General features: G+C 66.9%; 21 protein-coding genes and 1 tRNA gene. 14 read left to right on the forward strand and 8 right to left on the reverse strand.

Annotation, left to right across the window (positions count from 1 at the left end):
• Positions 1 to 62: 62 nt before the first annotated feature.
• Complete coding sequence (gene dksA, locus AC23D6_RS07980) at positions 63 to 1,157, forward strand: RNA polymerase-binding protein DksA (RefSeq protein WP_487752596.1); 1,095 nt, start codon at positions 63 to 65, stop codon at positions 1,155 to 1,157.
• A 71-nt stretch (positions 1,158 to 1,228) separates the two neighbouring features.
• Here dksA and AC23D6_RS07985 read toward each other — a convergent pair whose 3' ends face one another.
• The 3 genes from AC23D6_RS07985 to cysS are packed head-to-tail and all read right to left on the reverse strand — an operon-like array spanning position 1,229 to position 4,342.
• Positions 1,229 to 2,470, reverse strand: a complete 1,242-nt coding sequence (locus AC23D6_RS07985; RefSeq protein WP_487752224.1) for an MFS transporter — start codon at positions 2,468 to 2,470, stop codon at positions 1,229 to 1,231.
• Positions 2,467 to 2,904 (reverse strand): SufE family protein, encoded by a 438-nt coding sequence (locus tag AC23D6_RS07990; RefSeq protein WP_487752225.1) that lies wholly within the window; start codon positions 2,902 to 2,904, stop codon positions 2,467 to 2,469. The genes AC23D6_RS07985 and AC23D6_RS07990 overlap by 4 nt, the downstream gene beginning before the upstream one ends.
• A gap of 46 nt (positions 2,905 to 2,950) precedes the next feature.
• Positions 2,951 to 4,342 (reverse strand): cysteine--tRNA ligase, encoded by a 1,392-nt coding sequence (gene cysS, locus AC23D6_RS07995; RefSeq protein WP_487752226.1) that lies wholly within the window; start codon positions 4,340 to 4,342, stop codon positions 2,951 to 2,953.
• Positions 4,343 to 4,482: 140 nt separating this feature from the next.
• Between cysS and AC23D6_RS08000 the strand changes: the two genes are divergently transcribed.
• From AC23D6_RS08000 to AC23D6_RS08055, 12 genes are all read left to right on the forward strand, one after another.
• Positions 4,483 to 4,983, forward strand: a complete 501-nt coding sequence (locus AC23D6_RS08000) for a hypothetical protein (RefSeq protein ID WP_487752227.1) — start codon at positions 4,483 to 4,485, stop codon at positions 4,981 to 4,983.
• A 260-nt stretch (positions 4,984 to 5,243) separates the two neighbouring features.
• Positions 5,244 to 6,254, forward strand: a complete 1,011-nt coding sequence (locus tag AC23D6_RS08005; RefSeq protein ID WP_487752228.1) for an N-acetylornithine carbamoyltransferase — start codon at positions 5,244 to 5,246, stop codon at positions 6,252 to 6,254.
• Between the two features lie 72 nt (positions 6,255 to 6,326).
• Positions 6,327 to 7,574, forward strand: coding sequence for an argininosuccinate synthase (locus tag AC23D6_RS08010; protein ID WP_487752229.1), 1,248 nt, complete (start codon positions 6,327 to 6,329; stop codon positions 7,572 to 7,574).
• A gap of 13 nt (positions 7,575 to 7,587) precedes the next feature.
• Entirely contained in the window at positions 7,588 to 8,028 is a 441-nt protein-coding gene (locus AC23D6_RS08015; protein ID WP_487752230.1) for a GNAT family N-acetyltransferase, read from the forward strand.
• Complete coding sequence (locus AC23D6_RS08020) at positions 8,025 to 9,113, forward strand: acetylornithine deacetylase (RefSeq protein WP_487752231.1); 1,089 nt, start codon at positions 8,025 to 8,027, stop codon at positions 9,111 to 9,113. Before AC23D6_RS08015 ends, AC23D6_RS08020 begins: the two co-directional genes overlap by 4 nt.
• Positions 9,114 to 9,147: 34 nt before the next feature.
• A complete protein-coding gene (locus AC23D6_RS08025) occupies positions 9,148 to 10,467 on the forward strand; it encodes an acetylglutamate kinase (protein ID WP_487752232.1) in 1,320 nt (439 codons plus the stop codon).
• 1 nt (position 10,468) lies between these two features.
• Positions 10,469 to 11,089, forward strand: a complete 621-nt coding sequence (locus AC23D6_RS08030) for a GNAT family N-acetyltransferase (RefSeq protein ID WP_487752233.1) — start codon at positions 10,469 to 10,471, stop codon at positions 11,087 to 11,089.
• Complete coding sequence (gene argC, locus AC23D6_RS08035) at positions 11,086 to 12,048, forward strand: N-acetyl-gamma-glutamyl-phosphate reductase (RefSeq protein ID WP_487752234.1); 963 nt, start codon at positions 11,086 to 11,088, stop codon at positions 12,046 to 12,048. The genes AC23D6_RS08030 and argC overlap by 4 nt, the downstream gene beginning before the upstream one ends.
• On the forward strand, positions 12,045 to 13,337 hold the full coding sequence (argH, locus tag AC23D6_RS08040) for an argininosuccinate lyase (RefSeq protein WP_487752235.1): 1,293 nt from the start codon (positions 12,045 to 12,047) through the stop codon (positions 13,335 to 13,337). The genes argC and argH overlap by 4 nt, the downstream gene beginning before the upstream one ends.
• Positions 13,334 to 13,591 carry a YciI family protein gene (locus AC23D6_RS08045; RefSeq protein WP_487752236.1) on the forward strand — a complete coding sequence of 86 codons (258 nt, stop codon included), beginning with the start codon at positions 13,334 to 13,336 and terminating at the stop codon, positions 13,589 to 13,591. The genes argH and AC23D6_RS08045 overlap by 4 nt, the downstream gene beginning before the upstream one ends.
• A gap of 9 nt (positions 13,592 to 13,600) precedes the next feature.
• A complete protein-coding gene (gene proB / locus AC23D6_RS08050; RefSeq protein WP_487752237.1) occupies positions 13,601 to 14,749 on the forward strand; it encodes a glutamate 5-kinase in 1,149 nt (382 codons plus the stop codon).
• Positions 14,750 to 14,767: 18 nt separating this feature from the next.
• Complete coding sequence (locus tag AC23D6_RS08055) at positions 14,768 to 16,030, forward strand: glutamate-5-semialdehyde dehydrogenase (protein ID WP_487752238.1); 1,263 nt, start codon at positions 14,768 to 14,770, stop codon at positions 16,028 to 16,030.
• Positions 16,031 to 16,039: 9 nt separating this feature from the next.
• Here AC23D6_RS08055 and pgaD read toward each other — a convergent pair whose 3' ends face one another.
• The 5 genes from pgaD to AC23D6_RS08080 all read right to left on the reverse strand — a co-directional run bounded on the left by pgaD (position 16,040) and on the right by AC23D6_RS08080 (position 22,226).
• Positions 16,040 to 16,495 (reverse strand): poly-beta-1,6-N-acetyl-D-glucosamine biosynthesis protein PgaD, encoded by a 456-nt coding sequence (gene pgaD / locus AC23D6_RS08060; RefSeq protein WP_487752239.1) that lies wholly within the window; start codon positions 16,493 to 16,495, stop codon positions 16,040 to 16,042.
• Positions 16,492 to 17,742, reverse strand: a complete 1,251-nt coding sequence (pgaC, locus tag AC23D6_RS08065; RefSeq protein WP_487752240.1) for a poly-beta-1,6-N-acetyl-D-glucosamine synthase — start codon at positions 17,740 to 17,742, stop codon at positions 16,492 to 16,494. Before pgaC ends, pgaD begins: the two co-directional genes overlap by 4 nt.
• Entirely contained in the window at positions 17,739 to 19,643 is a 1,905-nt protein-coding gene (gene pgaB / locus AC23D6_RS08070; protein ID WP_487752241.1) for a poly-beta-1,6-N-acetyl-D-glucosamine N-deacetylase PgaB, read from the reverse strand. Before pgaB ends, pgaC begins: the two co-directional genes overlap by 4 nt.
• Before the next feature lie 2 nt (positions 19,644 to 19,645).
• Entirely contained in the window at positions 19,646 to 21,694 is a 2,049-nt protein-coding gene (gene pgaA, locus AC23D6_RS08075; RefSeq protein ID WP_487752242.1) for a poly-beta-1,6 N-acetyl-D-glucosamine export porin PgaA, read from the reverse strand.
• 455 nt (positions 21,695 to 22,149) lie between these two features.
• Positions 22,150 to 22,226 (reverse strand) — tRNA-Pro (locus AC23D6_RS08080).
• Positions 22,227 to 22,342: 116 nt separating this feature from the next.
• Between AC23D6_RS08080 and hisS the strand changes: the two genes are divergently transcribed.
• The gene (gene hisS / locus AC23D6_RS08085; protein WP_487752243.1) at positions 22,343 to 23,725 is read left to right on the forward strand and encodes a histidine--tRNA ligase; all 1,383 of its coding nucleotides are present in this window, start codon (positions 22,343 to 22,345) and stop codon (positions 23,723 to 23,725) included.

Below are 23,725 nucleotides of genomic sequence, written 5' to 3' on the forward strand. Positions count from 1 at the left end.
TCCCGGGTAGGCTATAAAAGCGCGCTTTCCCGATGCTCGGGAAGAACAAGGAAGCGCTGTTCGTGGCTGCAAAGAAACCTGCGAAGAAGGCCGCCAAGGCCGCCAAGAAACCCGCTCAGACCGTCGCCAAGAAGGCTGTCGCCAAGAAGGCTGTCGCCAAGAAGCCGGCCCCCAAGCCGGTGACGAAGAAAGCGGCCGCCAAGCCCGTCGCCAAGAAACCCGTCGCCCAGAAGGCGGCGCCGGTGAAGAAGCCGGCTGCCAAGCCGGTGGCGAAGAAGGCCGCACCGGTCAAGCAAACGGTCAAGCCCGCAGTCGCCAAGAAGCCCGCACCGGCCCTCAAGGCGCCCGCGGCCAAGGCAGCGCCCGTGAAGGCGCCGGCTAAGGCCACGAAGCCCGCTCCCGCCAAGCCTGCACCGAAGCCCGCCGCCAAGCCGGCTCCGGCAAAGTCCGCCCCCACCGCGGCAGCGACCAAGTCTCCCGCCCCGGCGCCTGCCCCCAAGGCAGCCGCCCCGGCTCCGGCCCCCGCCGCCAAGGTTCCGTCCCCCCCGAAGCCTGTGCCAGTCCCGAAATCCAATAGCAAACCCGCCAAAGCCCCGACCCCCGCTGCAGTTCCCGTGAGCGCACGTCCCGCCGTCACCCCTCGCCCCGTGGGCAAGGTCGCGGTGGCCGTGGCCGCCAAGCCTGCGGCGCCGGTCGTGCGCGGCAAGGTGAAAGAAGTGCCCTACAAGACCGACGAAGCCACCGGCCGTCCGATCGTGCCGACCGGTTACAAGCCCTCGCCCGAAGAGGAGTACATGAGCCCGTTGCAGCTCGAGTACTTCCGCCAGCGCCTGTTGCAGTGGCGCGCTGATCTGGTCGAGGAGTCCAAGCAGACCATCGAGAACCTCAAGGACGAAGTCCGCGACATCGGCGACGAAGCCGAGCGTGCGACCCGCGAGACCGAGAACTCCCTGGAGCTGCGCACCCGCGACCGCTACCGCAAGCTGATCGGCAAGATCGACAGCACGCTCAAGCGCCTGGAAGGCGGCGACTACGGCTACTGCGTCGACACCGGCGAAGAGATCGGCCTGGATCGCCTTGAGGCGCGCCTGACGGCCGAGCGCACCATCGATGCCCAGGAGCGCTGGGAGCACCTGCAGAAGCAGCAGGGCGACTGAGTCCTGCCGGTTCCGCACATGAAGAACCCCGCCTCGGCGGGGTTTTTCTTTGCGGGGCTGCGGCGTGCCGGCTATTGCAGTTCGCGCAGGTCCAGTCGCCGCAGTCGCGGCGCCGTCCAGGCGGTGATACCAGCGACGGAGAGGATGGCGAAGCCCCCGATGATGACGGCAGGCACCAGGCCGAGCAGTTTGGCCATCGTCCCGGCGTAGAACGCGCCCAGCTCGTTCGACGAGCTGACGAAGATGCCATTGATCGATGACACGCGCCCACGCATCTCGTCCGGCGTGGACAGCTGCAGGATGGTCGAGCGCACCACCACCGACACGCCATCGCACATGCCGTAGAACAGCAGGATGGCCGCCGACAGCCAGAAGCTCCGCGACAGGCCGAACGCGATCACGCTCAGGCCGAAGCCCATCACCGCGAACAGCAGCACACGACCGGCGTGCTTCTGAAGCGGGTGGCGCGCCAGCCAGAGGCCGACGCAGACCGAGCCCGCCGCCGGCATCCCGCGGAGGATGCCCAGGCCCTCCGGGCCGTAATGCAGGATGTCGTGGATGAACGCCGGCAGCATCGCCACCACGCCGCCGAGCAGTACCGAGAACATGTCCAGCGCCATCGCGCCGAGCATGATCTGGTTGTTCCAGACGAATCGCGCGCCCTGCGCGATGCTCGCGAACACGGGCAGGCTCACGGCCGGAGGACCGGGCTCTTCCACCTTCAGCCGGGCCAGCACGCTCGCGGCCAGCAGGGCGAACACCACGGCGATCGCATACGAAAGCGTCTTGCCGCCGAATCCCACCAGCACGCCGCCCAGCGCCGGCCCGGTGACCAGTGCGGCCTGGAAGATCACACTGCCCAGACCGGCTGCGCGCACGAAATCCTCGCGTGGCAGTACCTTGGCGAACAGCGCGTTGTAGACGGGACTGAGGAACGAGCGCGCCATGCCCGTCAGCGCGATCGCAGCGTAGATCGGCCAGGTCCCGCGGAAAGGCAGCCAGCCGGCGGACACCGCCACCAGGATCACCGCGGTCGTCGCCAGTGCCGCGCATGCCACCATGCCGACGCGGCGCCGCGGCAGGTGGTCGACCAGATAGCCCGCGAACGGCGCCACGCAGAAGAACGGCAGCACTTCAGCCAGGCCCACCAAGCCCAGCGAGAAGGTGTCGCGGGTCAGTTCGTAAATATGCCAGCCGACCGTGACCGCGACGATCTGGTACGACAGCAGCGCGCAGATGCGGTACGCCAATACCGCCGCATAGCCGCGGTTGCGCAGCAGCGAGAAGGCGGAAGGGGCCCGGCCGTCGCTCACTTCGCGTGTGCGGCCGTCTCGCGGATGAAGGCCAGCAGTGAGGCCAGGCCGTTGCTGCGGGTAGGCGAGAGGTGCTTGGCCAGGCCGATGTCGGCGATGTAGTCCGGCGTGGTTTCCAGGATCTCGGCGGCCGATCGTCCCGAATAGACGCGCAGAGCCAGGAAGATCAGGCCCGAGACGATCGCTGAGTCGCTGACGGCGTGGAAATCCAGCTTCGCGGCATCGCCCTGGGGCACGATCCAGACCATCGACTGGCAGCCGAGCAGGCGATGCTCCTCGCGCTTCCAATCGTCCGGGAACGGCGGCAGCTTGCGGCCCAGGTCGATCAGGTACTGGTAGCGTTCGGACCAATCGCTGAAGAAGGCGAATTCGTCCTTGATGGCCGCTTGCGCATCGGCGGCGGTCGGTTCGAGCGGGAAGATCGTGTCGGTCATGGGAATTCCGGGAGCGCGGCGTCGCCGGCTCCCTGATGGGGATGGATCAGGCCCGCTTCCAGCGCACGCCCTGCGGCGTGTCTTCCAGCAGGATGCCCTCGGCCGCCAGCTGATCACGGATTGCGTCGGAACGGGCGAAGTCGCGCGACTGCTTCGCCGCCGCGCGTTCGTCGATCAGCGCCTGGATGCGCGCGTCGTCAGCGGACGAGGTGCCACGGCCGAACCATTCGGCGGGATCCTGCTGCAACAGGCCGAGCACGCGACCGGCGCCGAGCAGCTCGCTTTTCAGGCGCTGTTTCTCCGCGTCGCCGAACGCCTTGCGTGCCTCGGATGCGATGCGCGCGATCTCGGCCAGCGCCTGCGGCGTATTCAGATCATCGTCGAGTGCGTTCTCGATGACCTGCGGCGTCACCGCGACAGCCTCCACAACGTCCAGGTCGCGCAAGGTGCCGTACAGCCGATCCAGCGTGTTCTTCGATTGCTCCACCAGCGCCTCCGACCAGTCCAGCGGCTGCCGGTAGTGCGCCGAGAGCAGGGCGTAGCGGAGCGCTTCCGGCGGATGCTGCTGCAGCAGGTCGTTCACTTTCTCGATATTGCCCAGCGACTTGCTCATCTTGGCACCGCCGAAATTCAGCATGCCGTTGTGCAGCCAGAAGCGCGCGAACGTCTTGTGCGAGCCATCGGCGTGCTTATGCGCGCATTCGCTCTGCGCCACTTCGTTCTCGTGGTGCGGGAACTGCAGGTCCACGCCGCCGGCGTGGATGTCGATGGTCTCGCCGAGGTGCGCGGCGGCCATCGCCGAGCATTCGATATGCCAGCCGGGTCGGCCGACGCCCCAGGGCGAGTCCCAGCCCGGCAGGTCCGGCGTGGAGGGCTTCCACAGCACGAAATCGCCCGGGTCGCGCTTGTACGGTGCCACCTCGACGCGGGCGCCGGCCAGCATTTCTTCCGGATCGCGACGCGAGAGCTTGCCGTACTCGGCAAAGCTGCCTACCGCAAACAGCACATGACCTTGGGCCGCATAGGCGTGCCCGCCGGCGATCAGCTGCTCGATCATCGCGATGATGTGCGGGATATGAGCGGTCGCCGCCGGCTCGATGTCCGGAGCGAATTCGCCTGTCACGCCAAGCCCGGCCATGTCCTCGCGGTAGGCCGCGGCGTAGCGGTCGGTGATGGCCGAGATCGCCACGCCCAGTTCCTTGGCGGCGGCGTTGATCTTGTCGTCCACGTCGGTGATGTTGCGCGCGTAGCGCAGCTGGCCGTAGCGGCGCCGCAGCAGGGCGGCCAGCACGCCGAACACCACGGGGCCACGCGCGTTGCCGATATGGACGTAGTTGTAGACGGTGGGCCCGCAGACGTACATCGTGGGGCAAGCGGGATCGAGCGGCGCGAACGGCTCGACCCGGCGCGTCAGGTTGTTGTGCAGGCGCAGGGTCATGGGCGTGGGGCAGGGGATACCCGACCGATTCTACCTTTTGCGTCCGCGGCGGGCACTTGGTCGCGTTCGATGTCCGATATTCAGCCCCACTCAAGGCGCGACGCCTACACTGTGACACCGGGATACCACTTACAGGCCACATGCACCGCTTCCGCGCCGTCCTTCTCCTGTCCTGCTTGCTCGCCTGCGCGCCCGCCATGGCGCAGGAGCGGGTGATCCCGACGGAGAACGTGCGGCTGGACTACGCACAGGTGCTGAGCGTGGAGCCGGTGTACCAGACCCTGCGGGCGACCCGTACCGAGCAGCGGTGCGACGAAGTCCCCGCGCCCAAACCCGAACCCGTCACCCAGGACGAGAGCCGCTGGTCGAAGGTGGTCAGTTCGGTGAAGGGTTGGTTCGGCGGTGGCGAGCAGGCGGCGTCGCCGCCGGTGGCTGCGCCGACCACGACGGTCCGCACCAACTGCCGGGTGGTGCCGGTGGAACGGGAGTTCCAGCGCCCCATCGCCTATGACGTGGACTACATCTACAAAGGCGTGAAGTATCGCTCCCGCCTTGCCGAGGATCCCGGCAACCGTCTTCGGATCCGAGTCTCCGTGGTGCCCTACGTCACCCCGATGCAGCCAGCCGCCAGCACGCCCTGACTGCGGCTCCGACCAACGTAGCCTTGCGCTGCGCCGCAGCACATGCGAGCATTCGCGCCCATGAAGATGAACGCACACGCCCATGCAGCCAGCGCGGCCTCCCAGGCCTCGAGCATGACGTCGCGTGCCCGTCGACCGGAATCCTGCCACTAGCTGGGTACCCCGGACGTCGTCGCTTGTTCACCGGAAACCCAGCCAGAGGCTGGGTTTTTTCGTTTCTGATCCCCGCAATGCCACATTCCCGAAACCAGGATGCCGTAATGAAGCACTTCTTGAACACGCAGGACTGGAGCCGCAGCGAACTGGACGCCTTGCTCACGCAGGCCGCCCTCTACAAGCAGCACAAGCTGGGCGATGCGCTGAAGGGCAAGTCGATCGCGCTGGTGTTCTTCAATCCGTCCATGCGCACCCGCACCAGCTTCGAACTGGGCGCGTTCCAGCTGGGTGGTCATGCGGTGGTGCTGCAGCCGGGCAAGGACGCATGGCCCATCGAGTTCAACCTGGGCACGGTGATGGACGGCGACACCGAAGAGCACATCGCCGAGGTGGCCAAGGTGCTCGGCCGCTACGTGGACCTGATCGGCGTGCGTGCGTTCCCGAAGTTCGTCGACTGGGCCTACGACCGTGAGGACATTGTCCTGAAGTCCTTCGCCAAGTACTCGCCGGTACCGGTGATCAACATGGAGACGATCACCCATCCCTGCCAGGAACTGGCGCACGCGCTGGCGCTGCAGGAACATTTCGGCACGTCCGATCTGCGCGGCAAGAAATACGTGCTTACCTGGACCTACCACCCCAAGCCGCTGAACACCGCGGTCGCCAACTCCGCGCTGACCATCGCGACCCGTCTGGGCATGGATGTGACCCTGCTGTGTCCGACCCCGGACTATGTGCTCGATGAGCGCTACATGGGCTGGGCCGAGCAGAACGTCGCCGAAAGCGGCGGTTCGCTGCGCGTCAGCCACGACATCGAGAGCGCCTACCGCGGTGCCGACGTCGTCTACGCCAAGAGCTGGGGGGCGCTGCCGTTCTTCGGGAACTGGGAACCCGAGAAGCCGATCCGCGACCAGTACAAGCACTTCATCGTCGACGAAGCCAAGATGGCGCTCACCAACAACGGCGTCTTCAGCCACTGCCTGCCGCTGCGCCGCAACGTGAAGGCCACCGACGGCGTGATGGACTCGCCGCAGTGCATCGCCATCGACGAAGCCGAGAACCGCCTGCACGTGCAGAAGGCGATCATGGCCGCCCTGGTGGGCGGCCGGGATTAGGGATTCGGCATTAGGGATTCGCAAAAGCGCATCCGAAGTTCGACCAGATCTTTACCTCACAGAGATACCCCCATGTCGCAGCAAAGCACTTCTACGAATCCCGAATCCCGAATCCCCAATCCCGCGGCTGAAAGCCGCGACATCGTCCTCGCCTTCTCCGGCGGCCTCGACACCAGCTTCTGCGTGCCCTATCTGAAGGAACGCGGCTGGAACGTGCACACCGTGTTCGCCGACACCGGCGGCGTGGATGCCGAAGAACGCGCCTACATCGAACAGCGCGCCGCTGACCTGGGCGTGGCCAGCCACGTCACCGTCAATGGCGGTCCTGCGATCTGGGACGGCTTCGTCAAGCCGTTCGTGTGGGCGGGCGAGGGCTACCAGGGCCAGTACCCGCTGCTGGTGTCCGACCGCTATCTGATCGTCGACGCCGCGCTGAAGCGCGCGGCCGAGCTGGGCACGAACGCGATCGCGCATGGTTGCACCGGCATGGGCAACGACCAGGTGCGCTTCGACCTCGCCGTGAAGGCCAGCGGCGACTACCGCATCGTGGCGCCGATCCGCGAGATCCAGAAGGAACACACGCAGACCCGCGCCTACGAGCAGGCCTACCTGGAAGAACGCGGCTTCGGCGTGCGCGCCAAGCAGAAGAGCTACACCATCAACGAGAACCTGCTGGGCCTGACCATGTCCGGCGGCGAGATCGACAAATGGGAAGCGCCGGGCGAGGGTGCCCGCGGCTGGTGCGCGCCGCGCGCCGAGTGGCCGGTGGAGCCGCTGCGCGTCAAGGTCGGCTTCAAGAACGGTGAAGCGGTCAGCCTGGATGGCCAGGCCATCGGCGGCGCCGCGTTGCTGGCGAAGTTGAACGCCTTGTTCGCGCCGTACGGCGTGGGCCGCGGCGTGTACACCGGCGACACGGTGATCGGCCTGAAGGGCCGCATCGTGTTCGAAGCGCCCGGCCTGGTGTCGCTGCTGGCCGCGCATCGCGCGCTGGAAGAAACCGTGCTGACCAAGCAGCAGAACCGCTTCAAGCCCGAGATCGCGCGCAAGTGGGTCGAGCTGGTGTACGAAGGCTTCTACCACGATCCGCTGAAGGCCGACCTGGAGGCGTTCCTGCAGTCCTCGCAGGCCACCGTCAACGGCGAGGTGGTACTGGAGACCCGCGGCGGCCGCGTCGATGCGGTGGCGGTCAAGTCCCCGCACATCCTCAACGCCAAGGGCGCGACGTATGCACAGTCCGCCGACTGGGGCGTGGAGGAAGCCGAAGGCTTCATCAAGCTGTTCGGCATGAGCTCGACCCTGTGGGCCGAGATCAACCGCTGACCGGAACGCCCCGATGAGTGCCCTGCGCATCAGCACGGACAAGGCGGAACTGGACCTGCCGTTGATCCATCGTTTCCTCTCGACCCAGGCGTACTGGAGCCAGGGCATTCCGGAGGAGACGGTGGCGCGTGCGGTCGCGGGCTCGCTGTGCTTCGGCGGTTACGTCGAAGGCGTGGGACAGGTCGCGTTCGCGCGGGTCGTGTCCGACTATGCGACGTTCGCCTACCTGGCCGACGTGTTCGTGTTGCCAGAGCATCGCGGCCGCGGCTACAGCAAGACCCTGGTCGCCGAGGTGATGACGCACCCGCAGCTGCAGGGGTTGCGCCGTTTCATGCTGGCCACGTCCGATGCGCACGGGTTGTACGCGCAGTACGGCTTCGCCGCGCCGGCCAAGCCGCAGACGCTGATGGAAGTGTCCAAGCCGGACATCTACGCCGAGACAAAAACCGCATGACCTTGCTCGCGACCACGCTCAAGCACCTCGAAGCGCTGGTGTCGTTCGACACCCGCAATCCGCCGCGCGACATCGGCACCGGCGGCATCTTCGACTATCTGCGCGCCCAATTGCCGGACTTCCAGGTGGAGGTTATCGACCACGGCGCCGGCGCGGTGACCCTGTTCGCCGTGCGCGGGCAGCCCAAGCGCGTGTTCAACGTGCACCTGGATACAGTGCCGTCTTCGCCCGCGTGGAGCGCCGATCCGCACACCCTGCGCATCGAGGGCGACCGCGCCATCGGCCTGGGTGCGTGCGACATCAAGGGTGCGGCGGCGGCGCTGGTGGCGGCGGCGCAGGTTACCCAGGGCGATGCGGCTTTCCTGTTCACGACGGACGAGGAAGCGAACGACGCGCGCTGCATTGCCGCCTTCCTCGCGCGCGACCATGGCTTCAGCGAAGCCATCATCGCCGAGCCGACGCAGTGCCAGGCGGTGCTCGCGCATCGTGGCATCAGCGCCGTCCGCATGGCGTTCAAGGGCCAGGCCGGGCACGCGTCCGCCGAGAACGCCCTCACGCTCAGCGCACTGCACAACGCGATGCGCTGGGGCACGTCGGCGCTGGATTTCGTGCAGACCCAGCACCACCTGCGTTTCGGCGGGTTGACCGGCCTGCGCTTCAACATCGGCCGGGTGGAAGGCGGCATCAAGGCGAACATGATCGCGCCGAGTGCCGAAGTGCGCTTCGGCTTCCGTCCGCTGCCCTCGCAGGATCCTGCCGAACTGCACGCCACGTTCCGCGGCTTCGCCAGTGCCGATGCGCTGGCCGAGTACGAAGAGACCTTCCGCGGCCCCTCGTTGCCGTCCGGCGACGTCGCCCGCGCCGAAGAGCGCCGGCTGGCCGCACGCGACCTGGCCGACGAGCTCGGCCTGCCGATCGGCAATGCCGTCGACTTCTGGACGGAGGCCTCGTTGTTCTCCGCTGCTGGGCTGACCGCCTTCGTCTATGGCCCGGGCGATATCGCGCAGGCGCACACCGCCGATGAGTGGGTCGCCCTGGCGCAACTCCAGCAGTACGCCGACAGCGTCGCCCGCATCCTCGCTTGATCCACGCACCCCGAACACGCACCGAAACGACACGATGGAATCCAACAAGCAAACCCGCCAGACCATCATCCGGTTGCTGTCCAGCATGGCCAGCGCAAAGGAGATCTCGCAGTACGTCAAGCGTTTCTCGCAGCTGGACGCCAAGCGCTTCGCCGTGGTCAAGGTCGGCGGTGCGGTGCTGCGCGACGATCTCGATGCGCTGACCTCTTCGCTGACGTTCCTGCAGGAAGTCGGCCTGACGCCGATCGTCGTGCATGGCGCCGGGCCGCAGCTGGACGAAGAGATGACGGCGGCGGGCATTACCAAGCAGACCGTCAACGGGCTGCGCGTGACGACGCCCGAAGTGCTGGCCATCGTGCGCAAGGTGTTCCTGCAGCAGAACCTCGCCTTGGTCGAGGCGCTGCAGCAGGTGGGTGCGCGCGCGACGTCGATCGTGTCGGGTGTATTCGAGGCGGAGTACAAGGATCAGGCCACCTACGGCCTGGTCGGCGACGTCACCCGGATCAACCAGGCGCCGATCGAAGCGAGTCTGAAGGCCGGCTCCATCCCGGTGATCGCCAGCATGGGCGAAACCGTCGGCGGGCAGATCCTCAACATTAATGCCGACTTCGCCGCCAACGAGCTGGTGCAGGTCCTGCAACCGTACAAGATCATCTTCCTGACCGGCACCGGCGGTCTGCTGGACGCGGAAGGGCGGGTGATCGACTCCATCAACCTGTCGACCGAGTACGACGAGCTGATGGCGCAGCCATGGATCAACGGCGGCATGCGGGTGAAGATCGAGCAGATCAAGGATCTGCTGGACCGGTTGCCGCTGACCTCCTCGGTGTCCATCACCAAGCCGGCGGAACTGGCCAAGGAGCTGTTCACCCATCGCGGTTCCGGCACGCTGGTGCGCCGTGGTGAGCGCGTATTGCGCTTCGAGGGCGGTTGGGAAGGCGTGGACCTGCCGCGCCTGCGGACGCTGATCGAATCCAGTTTCGGACGCACGCTGTTGCCGGACTACTTCGAGCGCACCACGCCTTATCGCGTCTACATCAGCGAGAACTACCGCACCGCGCTGATCCTCACGCAAGAGGAAGGGTTCGCTTACCTGGACAAGTTCGCCGTGCTCGACGACGCACAGGGCGAGGGCCTTGGCCGCGCCGTGTGGCATGTGATGCGCGAAGAGAATCCGCAGCTGTTCTGGCGCTCGCGCCACAACAACCAGGTCAATATCTTCTACTACGCCGAGTCCGACGGCTGCTACAAGCAGGAGAAGTGGAAGGTGTTCTGGTACGGCATCGAGGATTTCGCCGATATCGAGCGCTGCGTCGTGCATTGCCGCACTCGCCTGCCCACGCTGAAGGACTGAGATGGCCGCCACACTCCCTACTGCTTGGCAGCACGTCCCGACCCTGGTGGGGCGCCATGCACGCCTCGAGCCGATGTCGTCCGACCATATCGAGGGCCTGCGCGCCGCCTTGGCGGGCGATGAACTTGCGGCACTGTGGTTCGCGCAAGTGCCGAAGGCAGCGGACGTGGACGGCTATGTCGATGCAGTGCTGGCGGCGCAGGCCGACGGTCGCGTGCTGCCGTTCGTGGTGCGGGATGCAGACGATCGCGTGGTCGGCAGCACACGCTTCTACGGACTGGAAGCCGACGTACCCAAGCTCAGCATCGGTTATACCTGGTACGCGCCGGATGTGCAGCGCACCGGCATCAATACCGAGACCAAGCTGTTGCTGCTCACGCATGCGTTCGAGACGCTGGGCTGCATCAGCGTGGTGTTCGAGACCAGCTGGTTCAACCATCGCTCGCGCGCGGCGATCGCGCGGCTCGGGGCGAAGCAGGACGGCGTGCTGCGCAACCACAAGCGCCATGCCGACGGCTCGCCGCGCGACACCGTCGTCTTCTCGATCATCGATGGCGAATGGCCGGCGGTGAAACGCAACCTGCTGGCGGAACTCGCCCGGCACGAACAGGACACCCCATGAGTACCCCGAAGACCGTCGGCATCGTCGGCGCCCGCGGCCATACCGGCGCGGAGCTGATCCGCCTGATCGCCCGCCATCCGCGCCTCACGCTTGCGTTCGTGTCCTCCCGCGAGCTGGACGGGCAGAAGGTCAGCGACCACATCGAAGAATTTTCGGGCGAGCTGCGCTACGAGAACCTGAGTCATGAGCAGGTCGGCGCGAAGGGCGCAGACGCGGTGATTCTGGCTTTGCCTAACGGTAAGGCGGCCGAGTTGGTGGCAGCGATTGATGCGCGCGCGCCTGACACGGTCATCGTGGACCTGTCAGCGGACTACCGTTTCGACCCGCACTGGTACTACGGTTTGCCGGAATTGAGCCGACAGGACTATGCCGGCCAGGCGCGGATCAGCAACCCGGGCTGCTACGCCACCGCGATGCAGCTCGCGATCGCGCCGCTCCTCGGTCGTCTGGCGGGCCCGCCGCAGTGCTTCGGCGTCTCCGGCTATTCCGGTGCGGGCACCACGCCCTCGGACAAGAACAATACCGAGCTGCTGCGCGACAACCTGATGCCGTATGCGCTCACCGACCACATGCACGAGCGCGAGGTCAGCCGTCACTTGGGCGTGCCGGTGGAGTTCATGCCGCATGTGGCCCCGCACTTCCGCGGCATCACGATGACGATCAATCTCTGGTTGCAGCAGGCCGCCAAAGTCGACGACATCCGCGCGCTCTATCGCGAGCGCTACGCAAACGAACCGCTGATCCGCGTGCTGGACGAAGCCCCCTGGGTCAGCCGCATCGCCGGCCGGCACGGCGTCGAGATCGGTGGCTTCACCCTGGCCCCCGGCGGCAAGCGCCTGGTCGTGGTCGCGACGCTCGACAACCTGCTCAAGGGTGCGGCGACGCAGGCGATGCAGAACCTCAACCTGGCCTTCGGATTCGACGAATTGGACAGCATTCCGCAGGAGACGACGGCATGAGCGACCTGTTGTGGCAGAAGCCCGGCGTGGCGGTGGATGCGGAAATCCAGCGTTTCCTGGCCGGCGACGACGTGGTGTTGGACCGCGAGTTCTTCCTGCACGACATCCAGGCCAGCACCGCGCACGCGGAAGGCCTGCAGCGCATCGGCATCCTCTCGGGCGACGAGCTCGCCGGCCTGAAGCGCGAACTGGCAGTGCTGGCGGACGACTTCCGTCGCGGCGATTTCGTGCTGGACGAACGCTTCGAAGACGGACACTCGGCCATCGAGGCGCGCCTGACCGAGCGCCTCGGCGATGCCGGGCGCAAGATCCACACCGGGCGCAGCCGCAACGACCAGATCCTGGTCGCCACCCGGTTGTGGCTGAAGGAAAAGCTCGCGCGCGTGGCCGTGCTCTCGCGCGAAGTGGCCAAGATCGCGCTGGATCGCGCGCATGCCGAGCGCGACCTGCCGATCCCCGGCTATACGCACATCCAGCGCGCCGTGGTGTCGTCCGCCGGCATGTGGTGGGCAGGCTGGGCGGAAGCCTTCATCGACAACACGGTGCGCGCCCGCGACACGCTGAAGCTGGTGGACGCCAATCCGCTGGGCACGGCCGCCGGATACGGCGTCAACCTCAAGCTGGACCGCGAACACACGACCGCCGCACTCGGTTTCGCGCGCATGCAGGTCAGCCCGATCTATGCGCAACTCTCGCGCGGCAAATTCGAGCTGGCCGCACTCGAAGCGCTCGGTGGCGCGACCCTGGACCTGCGTCGCATCGCCTGGGATCTGTCGCTGTTCACCAGCGCCGAATTCGGCTTCGTCGCGTTGCCCGCGCAGTACACCACGGGCAGTTCCATCATGCCGAACAAGCGCAACCCCGACGTCATCGAGTTGATGCGCGCCACCCACGCCAGCGTCGCGGCGGCGCGGATGGAGATCGAACAGCTGCTGTCGCTGCCGTCCGGCTACCACCGCGATTTGCAGGCCAGCAAGGGCGCGATCTTTCATGGTTTCGGCCGCGGCCTGCCGGCGCTCGAACTGCTGCCCGCGCTGCTCGCGAACCTGGAGTGGCGCGAAGACCGCCTGCGTGCGGCGATCGATTCGGGCATGTACGCCACGGACGTGGCCGTGGAAGCGGCCGTGGCCGGCGTGCCGTTCCGCGAAGCCTACAAGGCCGCTGCGGCATCCGCAGACAGCGCGGGCCAGGGCCGCACTCCCGAGGGCAGCCTGGCGGCGCGGGTATCGCCGGGCGCGGGCGCCGACCTGCGTCTGGAGGTGCTGGCCGCGCGTTGGGACGCCCTATGAAGCGCTACCTCGTCATGGCGATGCGCCGGCCCACGTTCGACGAGGGCGTGGTCGCCCCACACCTGGCTTTCCTCGACGAACTGCGTGCCAGCGGACACCTGGAGATGACCGGGGGTTTCAGCGACAAGACCGGCGGCGCGTACGTGCTCGTCAACGTCGACTCGCTGGAGCAGGCCCGTGCAATCGCCGCGCGCGATCCGCTCGCGACCCGGGGCACGTCCGACCTTACTGTCTACGAATGGAACACCCGCTGAGTTGATCCCATGACCCACGCCGCGCCGCTCGCGTTCGAAGAACAACCGCTGCCGGTGTGGCGCCGCGCCGTGTTGAAAGTCGGCAGCAGCCTGCTGGCCGGCGGCGACGAGGGACTGACGCCGCGCCATGCACTGAATCTGGCGCAGTTCGTCTCTTCCAGCATCGCGGCAGGCAAGGAAGTGGTGATCGTCTCGTCCGGCGCGGTGGCTGCCGGGCGCGGCTTGTTGCATAGGAAGCCGCAGGCAGGCACGGCGATGGCCGAACGCCAGGCACTGGCGGCGTTGGGCCAGGCCCAGTTGATCGCGCTGTGGCAGCGCTTCTTCGATCGGCCGGTCGCGCAGGTGCTGTTGACCCATGACGACCTGCGCAACCGCCGGCGTTACCTCAATGCGCGTGCAACCTTGCAGGAACTGTTGTCGCTCGGCGCGATGCCGGTGGTGAACGAGAACGACACCGTATCGGTCGACGAGCTCAAGCTGGGCGACAACGACAACCTGGCGGCCGTTGTTGCCGCGCTCATCGATGCCGATGCGTTGTTCATCGCTACCGACATCGACGGCTTCTATACCGCCAACCCGCGCACGTACGCCGATGCGCAGCCGATCCAGGACGTCGAAGCGCTGACCCCCGCGTTCTACGCGATGGCCGGCGGTGCGGGCAGCGGCGTCGGCACGGGTGGCATGCACACCAAGCTGGAGGCGGCGGCCAAGGCGGCCGCAGCGGGCATCGAGACCCTGTTGTTCAACGGTACCCAGGCGAGCACGGTGTCGGCGCTCGCGCGGGGTGGCCTGGTCGGCACTCGATTCCGGCCAGCGCAGAACCGCCTTGCCGCACGCAAGTACTGGTTGCGCAACGTGCCGGTCGAGGCGGGCGCGATCATCGTCGACACTGGCGCCGCCGACGCGATGGCCGGGAAGGGCGCGTCCTTGCTGCCGGGTGGCGTGACCACGGCCGAAGGCGATTTCCGCCGTGGCGACATGGTCGAGGTGGTGCTGCGCGACAGTGAGGGCGACCGCCCCGTGGCGCGTGGCGTGAGCCAGTACTCGGCAGTGGACATCCGCCGCATCGCGCGGCGCCACTCGCGCGACATCGAAAGCATCCTCGGCTATACCTACGGCGAGAACGTCGTGCATCGCGACGATCTGGTCCTTCTCTGACGCCTCCCCGGAGTCCGCATGACTGGCGCGATCACCCAGCAAGCCCTGCAGTGCCGCGACGCTGCGAACGCCATCGCCACACTGGCGACCGACGCGAAGAACACGCTGTTGCGTGCCATGGCAGATGCGTTGCTCGCCGACGAGGCCGGCATCCTGGCGGCCAACGCACGCGACATCGCGGCGGCGGAGGAAAAGGGCATCGGCAGGGCCATGCTCGATCGCCTGCGCCTGGACGCCAGGCGGCTGCAGGGCATTGCGGCCGCCGTGCGCGAGGTCGCCGAACTCCCGGATCCGGTCGGGCAGGTTACCCGTGCCTACGACCGGCCCAATGGCATCCACGTGGAGCGCGTGCGCGTGCCGCTGGGCGTGATCGCGATGATCTACGAGGCGCGGCCCAACGTGACGGCGGACGCCGCCGCGCTGTGCCTGAAGGCGGGCAACGCGGCGATCCTGCGCGGGGGGGGCGAGGCCATCCATTCCAATACCGCCATCGCGGGTGCATTGCGTCGCGCCCTGCGCCAGGCCGGATTGCCCGAGGCCGTGCTGACCCTGGTGGAAGACCTGCGCCGCGAGACCATCCTCGAACTGATCCAGCTCAGCGACATCATCGACCTGGTGATCCCGCGTGGTGGCGAGGGCCTGATCCGCTTCGTCGCCGAGCATGCGCGCGTGCCGGTCATCAAGCACTACAAGGGCGTGTGCCACCAGTACGTCGACGCCGATGCGGACGAGGATGTCGCGCTGGGCCTGCTGTTGGACGGCAAGGTGTCGCGTCCGTCCGCCTGCAACGCGCTGGAAACGCTACTGGTCCATCGCGACATCGCACCGACGTTCCTGCCGCGTGCGGTGGAAGCCTTGCGCGCGCGTGGCGTGGAAGTGCGCATCGACGAAGCCGGCAGGGCATGGGTGCCCGATGCCGCCGCAGCGACCGAAGACGACTTCGCTGCCGAGTTTCTCGACCTGGTGCTCGCTATCGGCGTCGTCGACGACCTGGACGCCGCGATTGCCCATGTGCGCAAGCACACGTCCGACCACACCGAGGTGATCGTGACCCGCACCCCGGCGCACGCGGAAGCCTTCATCCACGCCCTGCGTTCCGCCGTGGTCATGGTGAATGCGTCTTCCCGTTTCTCGGACGGCGGCGAGCTGGGCCTGGGTGCCGAGATCGGCATCTCCACGACCCGCCTGCATTCTTACGGTCCGATGGGGCTGGAGGCGCTGACGGTGGAGCGTTTCGTCGTCCGCGGCGAGGGCCAGGTCAGACACCCGGACCTGCGCTGATCGTAGGCGTCAGGCGGGCTCGGACAGCGCCGTAAAACCTTGCGGGCGGGCGTCATCGCCCATGTGCAGCAGGGTCACCTTGCCATGCACGAGGGCGCGCGCGACCGCGGGCGGAGCGCCGAGGGCGTTGGCGACTTCGGGCAAGGTCGCGCTGCGCGGTTGGCTGCGCCGATCCGCACGCCCGAACCGGAACCGGTTGTACTCGGCCCACGCGATCAGCAGCAGCGCGCATGCCACCGCGAGCACAGGCAGGGTGAACAGCAGGAACGGCTCGATCGTGTGCTCGCGCACATAGAGTTCGAAGAACGCCGTGCGGACGCCCAGCAGCCAGAGCACCAGGGTGACCAGCGGCGTCCACAGGTAGACATACATCATCCAGAAGCCCAGGGTGACGAAACCCCATGCCGCGCGTTGCAGGCGCGGCTGCTTCATGGGTTTGCGGATCAAGCGCGAATCGAATTTCATCGTATCCCCCGGTCAGGGCTGACCCATGTGGCGCGTCCGCGCCGGCGACGCATCAGCGTCTTCGGCACCGCCACGACGGTGGTGAACAAGCTCAGCATCCAGTACGCCATCGGGTACCAGATCATCCAGAAATAGTTGCGGCCGACGGCCGTTTCGTAGCGGCGGTCGATGACGATGCTGCTGGCGAACTGCAGCATGCAGATCAGGGCCAGAATCACGCCGTGCCAGGATGGCAGCAGGGTTTGCACGTAGAGGCCGGGCGGCATCGGCACGAACTTGCCCAGCGCCCAGAGCACGATGATGAGCAGCATCGTGTAGGCCCAGACCACGCTGAGCAGGTATTCGACCAGCACCGCCCACATCCGGCGCTTGCGCCAGGTGAACATGTCTACGCTGTGGCGGATCAGGACTTCGACGCCGCCTTGCGCCCAGCGCAGGCGTTGGCGCCACAAGCCCTTGAGGGTCTCCGGCATCAGGATAAAGCACAGCGCATTGGGCTCGTAGCGGATATCCCAATGGTCGAGCTGCAAGCGCCAGCTGATGTCGATGTCCTCGGTCACCATGTCGTCGGCCCAATAGCCGATGCGGTGCAGGGCAGTGCGGCGGAAGCCGCTGATCACGCCCGACACGGTGAAGATCCGGCCGTAGACGCGTTGCGCGCGCTTGATCATGCCGATGATCGACGAAAACTCGCCGACCTGCAGGCGGCCGAGCAGCGTGGAGCGGTTGCGGATGCGTGGATTGCCGGTCACTGCGCCCACGCGGGGGCCGGATGTCAGGTGCCAGATCATCCAATGGGTGGCGTATTCGTCCAGCAGCGCGTCGCCGTCGATGCAGACGAGGTATTCGCTGCGCGCGGCCAGGGCCCCCATGCGCAGCGCATTCGCCTTGCCGAGGTTGCGGTCCAGGTGGATCACGCGCAGGCGCGGGTGCTTTGCCGCCAGGGCGTTCAGCCGGTCGCCGGTGTCGTCGCGGCTGCCGTCGTTGATGGCGATCACCTCGAAGTCCGGATACTGCTGCGCGAGCGCGCCGCCGATCGTGTCCTCGACGTTGTCGCCCTCGTTGTGGCAGGGAATCAGCAGCGTGGCGAACGGCATCACCGCCATCGGCGGCGGATCGTTGCGCGGACGCGCGTGCCGTTCGCGGCGGAAGTAGTAATAGAGCCCACCGGACATCCAGAAGAAGGACATCACGATCGGATACAGGAACGCGAACTGGAACAGCGTCTCGAGGTACGTGCCCATCATCGTTCCTCGTACGGGAAGCTGCGCGCCGACAGGCTGCCGCGCACGTCGGGCAGGCGCGGGTGGTCGCCGATGAAGTCGTCCGGGTACCAGCCGAGGTGGCGCACGCCGTCCGCCTGCAACTGGCGGACCAGGGCCTGCAGCTTCTCGCCCTGAATCGGCGTGTTGGTCCGCCAATCGCGCGTCTGCAGTTCGAACAGGGTCTTGTTGAACGAGGGATCGTGCGTGCGCACGGCGTCGGCCAGTTCGCGCATCCAGGCGGCGGGACGGCGATGTTCGCCTTCCATCCACGGCATGGCCATCAGGGCGGTGTAGTCATAGGCGGTGAGGAACGTGTCCAGGCGCTGACCGAACCATTGCTGGCTCTCCGGTTCCAGCACCGTGCGCGCATAAAGGTTGCGTACGGTGAGCAGCTTGGGGCGCCAGCGCTCGGCGGAGCGCTTCAGCTCGAGGGTGAAGTCCACCAGCAGCTGCGCGCGCGCGTCGGCATCGCCGACCGCAGGCACTTCGTCGTCGCGCAGATAGGCGTCATCGTGGAACAGCAAGCCCTCGAAGTAGCTCGCGATCGCGAGGTCCTCGTAGATGTCGCTGATCATCGCGCGGGCGCGCGGATTGCTCGGATCGAGGCGGAAGACGTCGCCCGTGCGCTCGGGCAGGGCGAGAGCCCGTCGCTGCGCCGGATCGGCTGGCTCGAAACCCAGCACCGGCAGCCACGCCAGCACCTTGACGCCTGCGCGCGTGCGCAGCTGCCATGCCACGCGGTTGAACAGGTCGGCGCGCACCGGTAGGTGGCGGTTCGGGAAGTACAGCGCATCCGCGGAGCCGTTGCCGTCGGGGTCGGCGAAGGCCTGCAGGAACACATGGGTGGGGCCGATCCGCTTGACGCGCTCCAGCAGCACGTCGAGATTGCGATTCAGCTGCGCCGGGTCCGCGTCGTAGACGTAGTCCAGGTCGACCTGCATGGCGCGCACGCCGGCCACGTTCTCGTCGCGTCGCAGCTCGTAAGCGAGGTCGTTGACGCTCGGGTTGTCGCTCAGCAGCAGGCGCGCCAGTCCGTGCAGATCGCTGCCCAGCAGCTGCTCACGGCCTTCCAGATCGAACGAGACCGTCATGCCAAGCGTTTCGGCGATCCCGTTGCTGATGCTGTTGTAGGCGGCATACGGCCAGACGATCGCGCGCGGCCGCACGCCAAGCTCACGCTGGAGCAGGTCGGCGCTGGTCTGCAGGTCGGCCCGGATGCGTGCGCGGTAGTCGGCTTCGCTCTCGTAGCGGTGCGTGCCTGCGTCGTAGCGGCGGGTGATGGCCGCCGGCGTCATGTTGCCCTGCGGGTTCGACTGCACGCCGTGGTGAAGGTCGTGGCTGTGGGAGGCGACTTCGACCAGGCCGGTGGCCTGCATTTCGCGCAGTTGCGACCAGGTCAGGAAATCGTCGCGTGTGAACATGCGCGGGCCGTAGTCGACCTGGCGGTCCTTGGGCAGTTCGACCCAGTCGGTCACTACCGCCACCAGTGCCGGGTAGCCGTATGCGCGCAACAGCGGAAACGCATGCGTGTACACGCTGCGGAGGCCGTCGTCGAAGGTGAGCAGCACGGCCTTGTCCGGCAGTGGGCGTTCGCCGCGGGAGGCGGCCATCACATCGCCCAGGCTGACCGGGTGATAGCCATGACCCGACAGCCAGTCGAGGTGGGCGGCGAAGTTCTGTGCACTGACGGCGTAACCGTCCGGGTCTCCCTTGCGGGCGACGTCGTCGCGGATGTCGTGGTAGCTCAGGACCAGCAGGCGATTGCCGCCCACCTGGAGCGTACTGGCGCCCACGCCCGTACCGCCGGCGAAGGCCGCGAGGGGCGATGCCGCGACCAGGGCGAGGCAGGCGCGCAGCACGAGTGCGAACAGGATGCGCGTCATGGTCATTCTCCCCACCGGTATTCGATATCCAGCGCAACGCGCTGTTCCCGCTGTCCGTCGTACACGGGACGCGACCAGGACACGCCGTAGTCGAGCAGGTGGCCCATGCCCAGCTTCCATTCGTGCCGATAGCTCGCCCGCGGCACCCAGGCGGTGCCATACCCTTCCTGCCAGTACGTGCCGGCGGTGACCTCCAGGCGTTGCCGCAGGTGGCGCTCGTAGCGGCGCCAGGCGATGTGGTCGAGGCGCAAGCCGCCGTTGAAGGCGTGGTCGCTGGAAGGATTGAAGTACGGCGCGTCGTCCCGGCTGCCGCGCGAGGCATACGCGTCACCGATCACGTCGATCAGCAGGTGCGGCCGGGTGATCCATCGGCGCTGGCCGACAAGCCCTAGTTCCTGGCGCCGGTTGCCGTCGTCGTAGTCCCAATGCTTGTAGCGAAGACCCAACTGGCCCTGCTCGGAAGGCGTCCACGTCACCGCCGCCTGCCATGCGTCCGCACCGATCCCGCTGCGGCGCGCCTGCAAGGAAGCCTCCGGATCTGCCCGGAACGCCGCGGCGCTGGCAGACCAAGTGTCGCTGAAACGCCAGCCGGCCTGCAGGCCGATGGCCGTATCATCAAGATAGCGATCGTCGGGGCGCAGGGCCTGCGCCTCCAGCGAAAGGCGATCGTGCACATAGCGCAGCCCCATGCCGGCGTAACGACCATGGACGCGCTCGCCCTGGAAGTCCGCCCACGCGTCACTGGCCTGTGCGGTGACGCGCCAGCGGTCGCCCAGTAACGGACTCTCCACGGTTACACCGTACTCGCCATCGCGATTGCCGAGCGGCGACGCGGTGCCGCCGTTGCCGGTGGCATCGCTTCGACCCGTCGCCGCCCACGCGCGCCCGTGCCAGCCTTGGCGCGCATTCCAGTAGCGTTCTAGCCGGCGCACGTGCGTATTGCCGGGGTATTGCTGGATCAGTCCGTCACGGAGCGCTCGCGCCTCTTCGACGCGGTCGAGCGACAACAGCGACTCGGTCGCGCCGATACGCGCTTCGGTGCTGCGCGGATCCAGGGTCATCGCCATGCGCTGCCGTTCGAGCGCGCGCTCGGTCCACCCGCGCATGCTGAAGACCGCGCCGAGGCGCGACTGGAGGCCGGCGTTGTTGGGCGCCAGCGCGACGAGCGCCTGGAGTGCCGCTTCCGCCTCGCGAAGTCGATTGCCGTACGCGGTCACCATCGCATGGTTCGTGTCGGCTTCGAATCGCTGCCAGTTCTGGTGGCCACGACGCGCGCCCGCGGCGCGCGGCCAGGGGTCGTTGGCCTTGGCCAGGGCTTCGAGCTGCGCCAGGGCGCGCTCGTGCTGTTCCGATTCGAGGTAGGCGTAGGCAAGCAGCAACTGGATGTCGAACTCGCCCGGCATGTCCGCCAGGGAAGCTTCGAGCGCCGTGGCGGCTTCTTCGGGGTGGCGCGTCGCCAGCAGCGAATCGCCGACCTTCGCCAGGGCGTACGGCGGCACGCGCACGCCGTCGGCCTGGAGGGCGCGATAGGCGGCGACCACCTCTTCATGCTTTTCCAGTGTGTTGAGGATGATCAGCGTATCCAGGCGCGCGCGTGTCGCATCGGCGCGTTCGCCTGGTGTCAGGCCGGCGAGATGCTTGGCCATCGCGCGTTCGGCATACCGCATCTCGTCGAGCCGCGACGAGGTTTCCTGCGCGTACAGGCCCCCCCATACGATCAGTCGCGCCAGACGATCGTTCTCCAGGCGGGCCGCTTGTTCGGCGGTGAATGCGTCGGGTCGCTCGCTGTACAGCTGCCAGGCGCGCTGGGCATTGCCCAGATCGGCCAACGTCAGCGTACGCAGCCGATAAGCCTCGTCGTCCCCCGGCGTCGCCGCGAGCAGGCGCTCGTAGATCGACAACGCCGCGAGCCAGCGGCGTTCGTCGCGCAGCCGCGCGGCGTCAGCCAGCTGGGCATCGCGCGACGCGGGCTGGGCGTCGACGGAAGCCGCCAGGGCGGACGGAAGTTGCAGGGTAAAACCCGAGGCGCAGGCGAGGGCGAGCGGTAGCAAGCGGAGTTTCAAGAGCGGGCCTGGTGTACGGGCGCGGGGGGCGCGGTCCTTCAAGGACCGTTTAAAGCAAAAACTCTGCCAATTCTCCACACGTGCGCCTGGCAGGTCAGCTGGGCCGCGAAAATGTTTATTTTTCGTAAATATACATGAACAATTCTTCTGGGAAATTCGCGCAAGACATGCGGCAGGGCTCCAGGCAGCGCCGGAATGCAGCATTCAGCAGGACACCCGGTGGTCATGATGCCGTCATGTGCGGACAAAGAGTGACGCTGGGCGGCACGTTTCTGTGATGATCGACACTGTTTGAGCGATGTGGCCGCGCGCTGTCCGGCGTGACGGAACGTGGCCGAAGGGTGTCGGCGGAGGACACGCCGGCACGCGTGAACGGCGCCGGGGTGGCTACCAGGCGGGCAACAAAAAACCCGGGAAACTTTCGTTTCCCGGGTTTCATGTGTTGGTCGGGGAGACAGGATTCGAACCTGCGACCTCTACGTCCCGAACGTAGCGCTCTACCAGACTGAGCTACACCCCGTGAGCCGCGCATTGTATGCAGTCGTCGCACGGGCGGCAATAGGGCGGATGCTTTTCCTGTCGGCCCGCAGCCTTCCCATTTAGAATGCGCTGTTGCCTTTTGCCGGAGTGTTTCGCTTGATCAAGCCCCGTACGCCGCCTGGAGTGATGGAACTGCTTCCGCGCGAGCAGATTGCCTTCCAGCGCATGCTGGACACCATCCGCCGCAATTACGAGCGCTTCGGTTTCCTGCCGGTGGAAACGCCGGTGTTCGAGCTGTCCGAGACACTGCTGACCAAGTCCGGCGGCGAAACCGAGCGGCAGGTGTACTTCGTCCAGTCCACCGGCGCGCTGGCGAAGGAAGGCGAAGGCCTGCCCGAACTGGCGTTGCGTTTCGACCTGACCGTGCCGCTGGCGCGCTACGTGGCCGAACACGAGCACGCGCTGACGTTCCCGTTCCGTCGCTACCAGATCCAGCGCGTCTATCGCGGCGAACGCCAGCAGCGCGGTCGCTTCCGCGAGTTCTACCAGTGCGACATCGACGTGATCGGCAAGGACGCGCTCAGCGTACGCTTCGATGCCGAAATCCTGGCGGTGATCCACGCGGTGTTCAGCGACCTGGGCATTGGCGAATTCACCATCCAGTTGAACAATCGCAAGCTGATGCGCGGCTTTTTCGAAGCACAGGGCGTGACCGACGGCGAGCAGCAGGCGCTGGTGCTGCGCGAGGTCGACAAGCTCGACAAGCGCGGCGCCGACTACGTGCGCGAAACGCTGACGGGGGAAGGCTTCGGCATGTCGGCCGAGGGCGTGGACCGCATTCTGGACTTCGTCGCCATGCGCAGCAGCAGCCACGCCGATGCGCTGGCCAAACTGGACGCGCTGGGGCAGGGGAGCGAGATCTTCAACCAGGGCATCGCCGAATTGCGCGAGGTACTGGATCTGGTGAAGGCGTTGGGCGTGCCCGAAAGCGCGTACTGTCTCAACTTCTCCATCGCTCGCGGCCTCGATTACTACACCGGCACGGTGTACGAGACGCAGTTGGACGGCTATCCGCACATCGGCTCGATCTGCTCCGGCGGCCGCTACGAGGACCTGGCCAGCCACTACACCAGGTCGAAGCTGCCCGGCGTGGGCATCTCGATCGGGCTCACCCGCCTGTTCTGGCAACTGCGCGAAGCCGGCCTGATCGCCGGCAGCGACGAGAGCAGCGTACAGGTGATGGTTGCCCTGATGGACGAGGACCCGTTGGCCGAATCGCTGGACATCGCCCGTCGCCTGCGCGCGGCCGGCATCAACACCGAAGTGCAGATGGAAGGCCGCAAGCTGGCCAAGCAGTTCCAGTACGCCTCGCGGGCGGGCATCCGCTTCGTGGTGCTGGCGGGCGAGGACGAGCGTGCGCGCGGCGCAGTGACCGTCAAGGACCTGGTGCGCGAGCAGCAGTTCGAAGTGAAGCGCGAAGATCTGGCCAGCAGCCTGAAGGTCGAGCTGGAACAGGCCCGCGCACTGGCGGGGCGCTGA

This window comes from Pseudoxanthomonas sp. G3 (assembly GCF_057654715.1).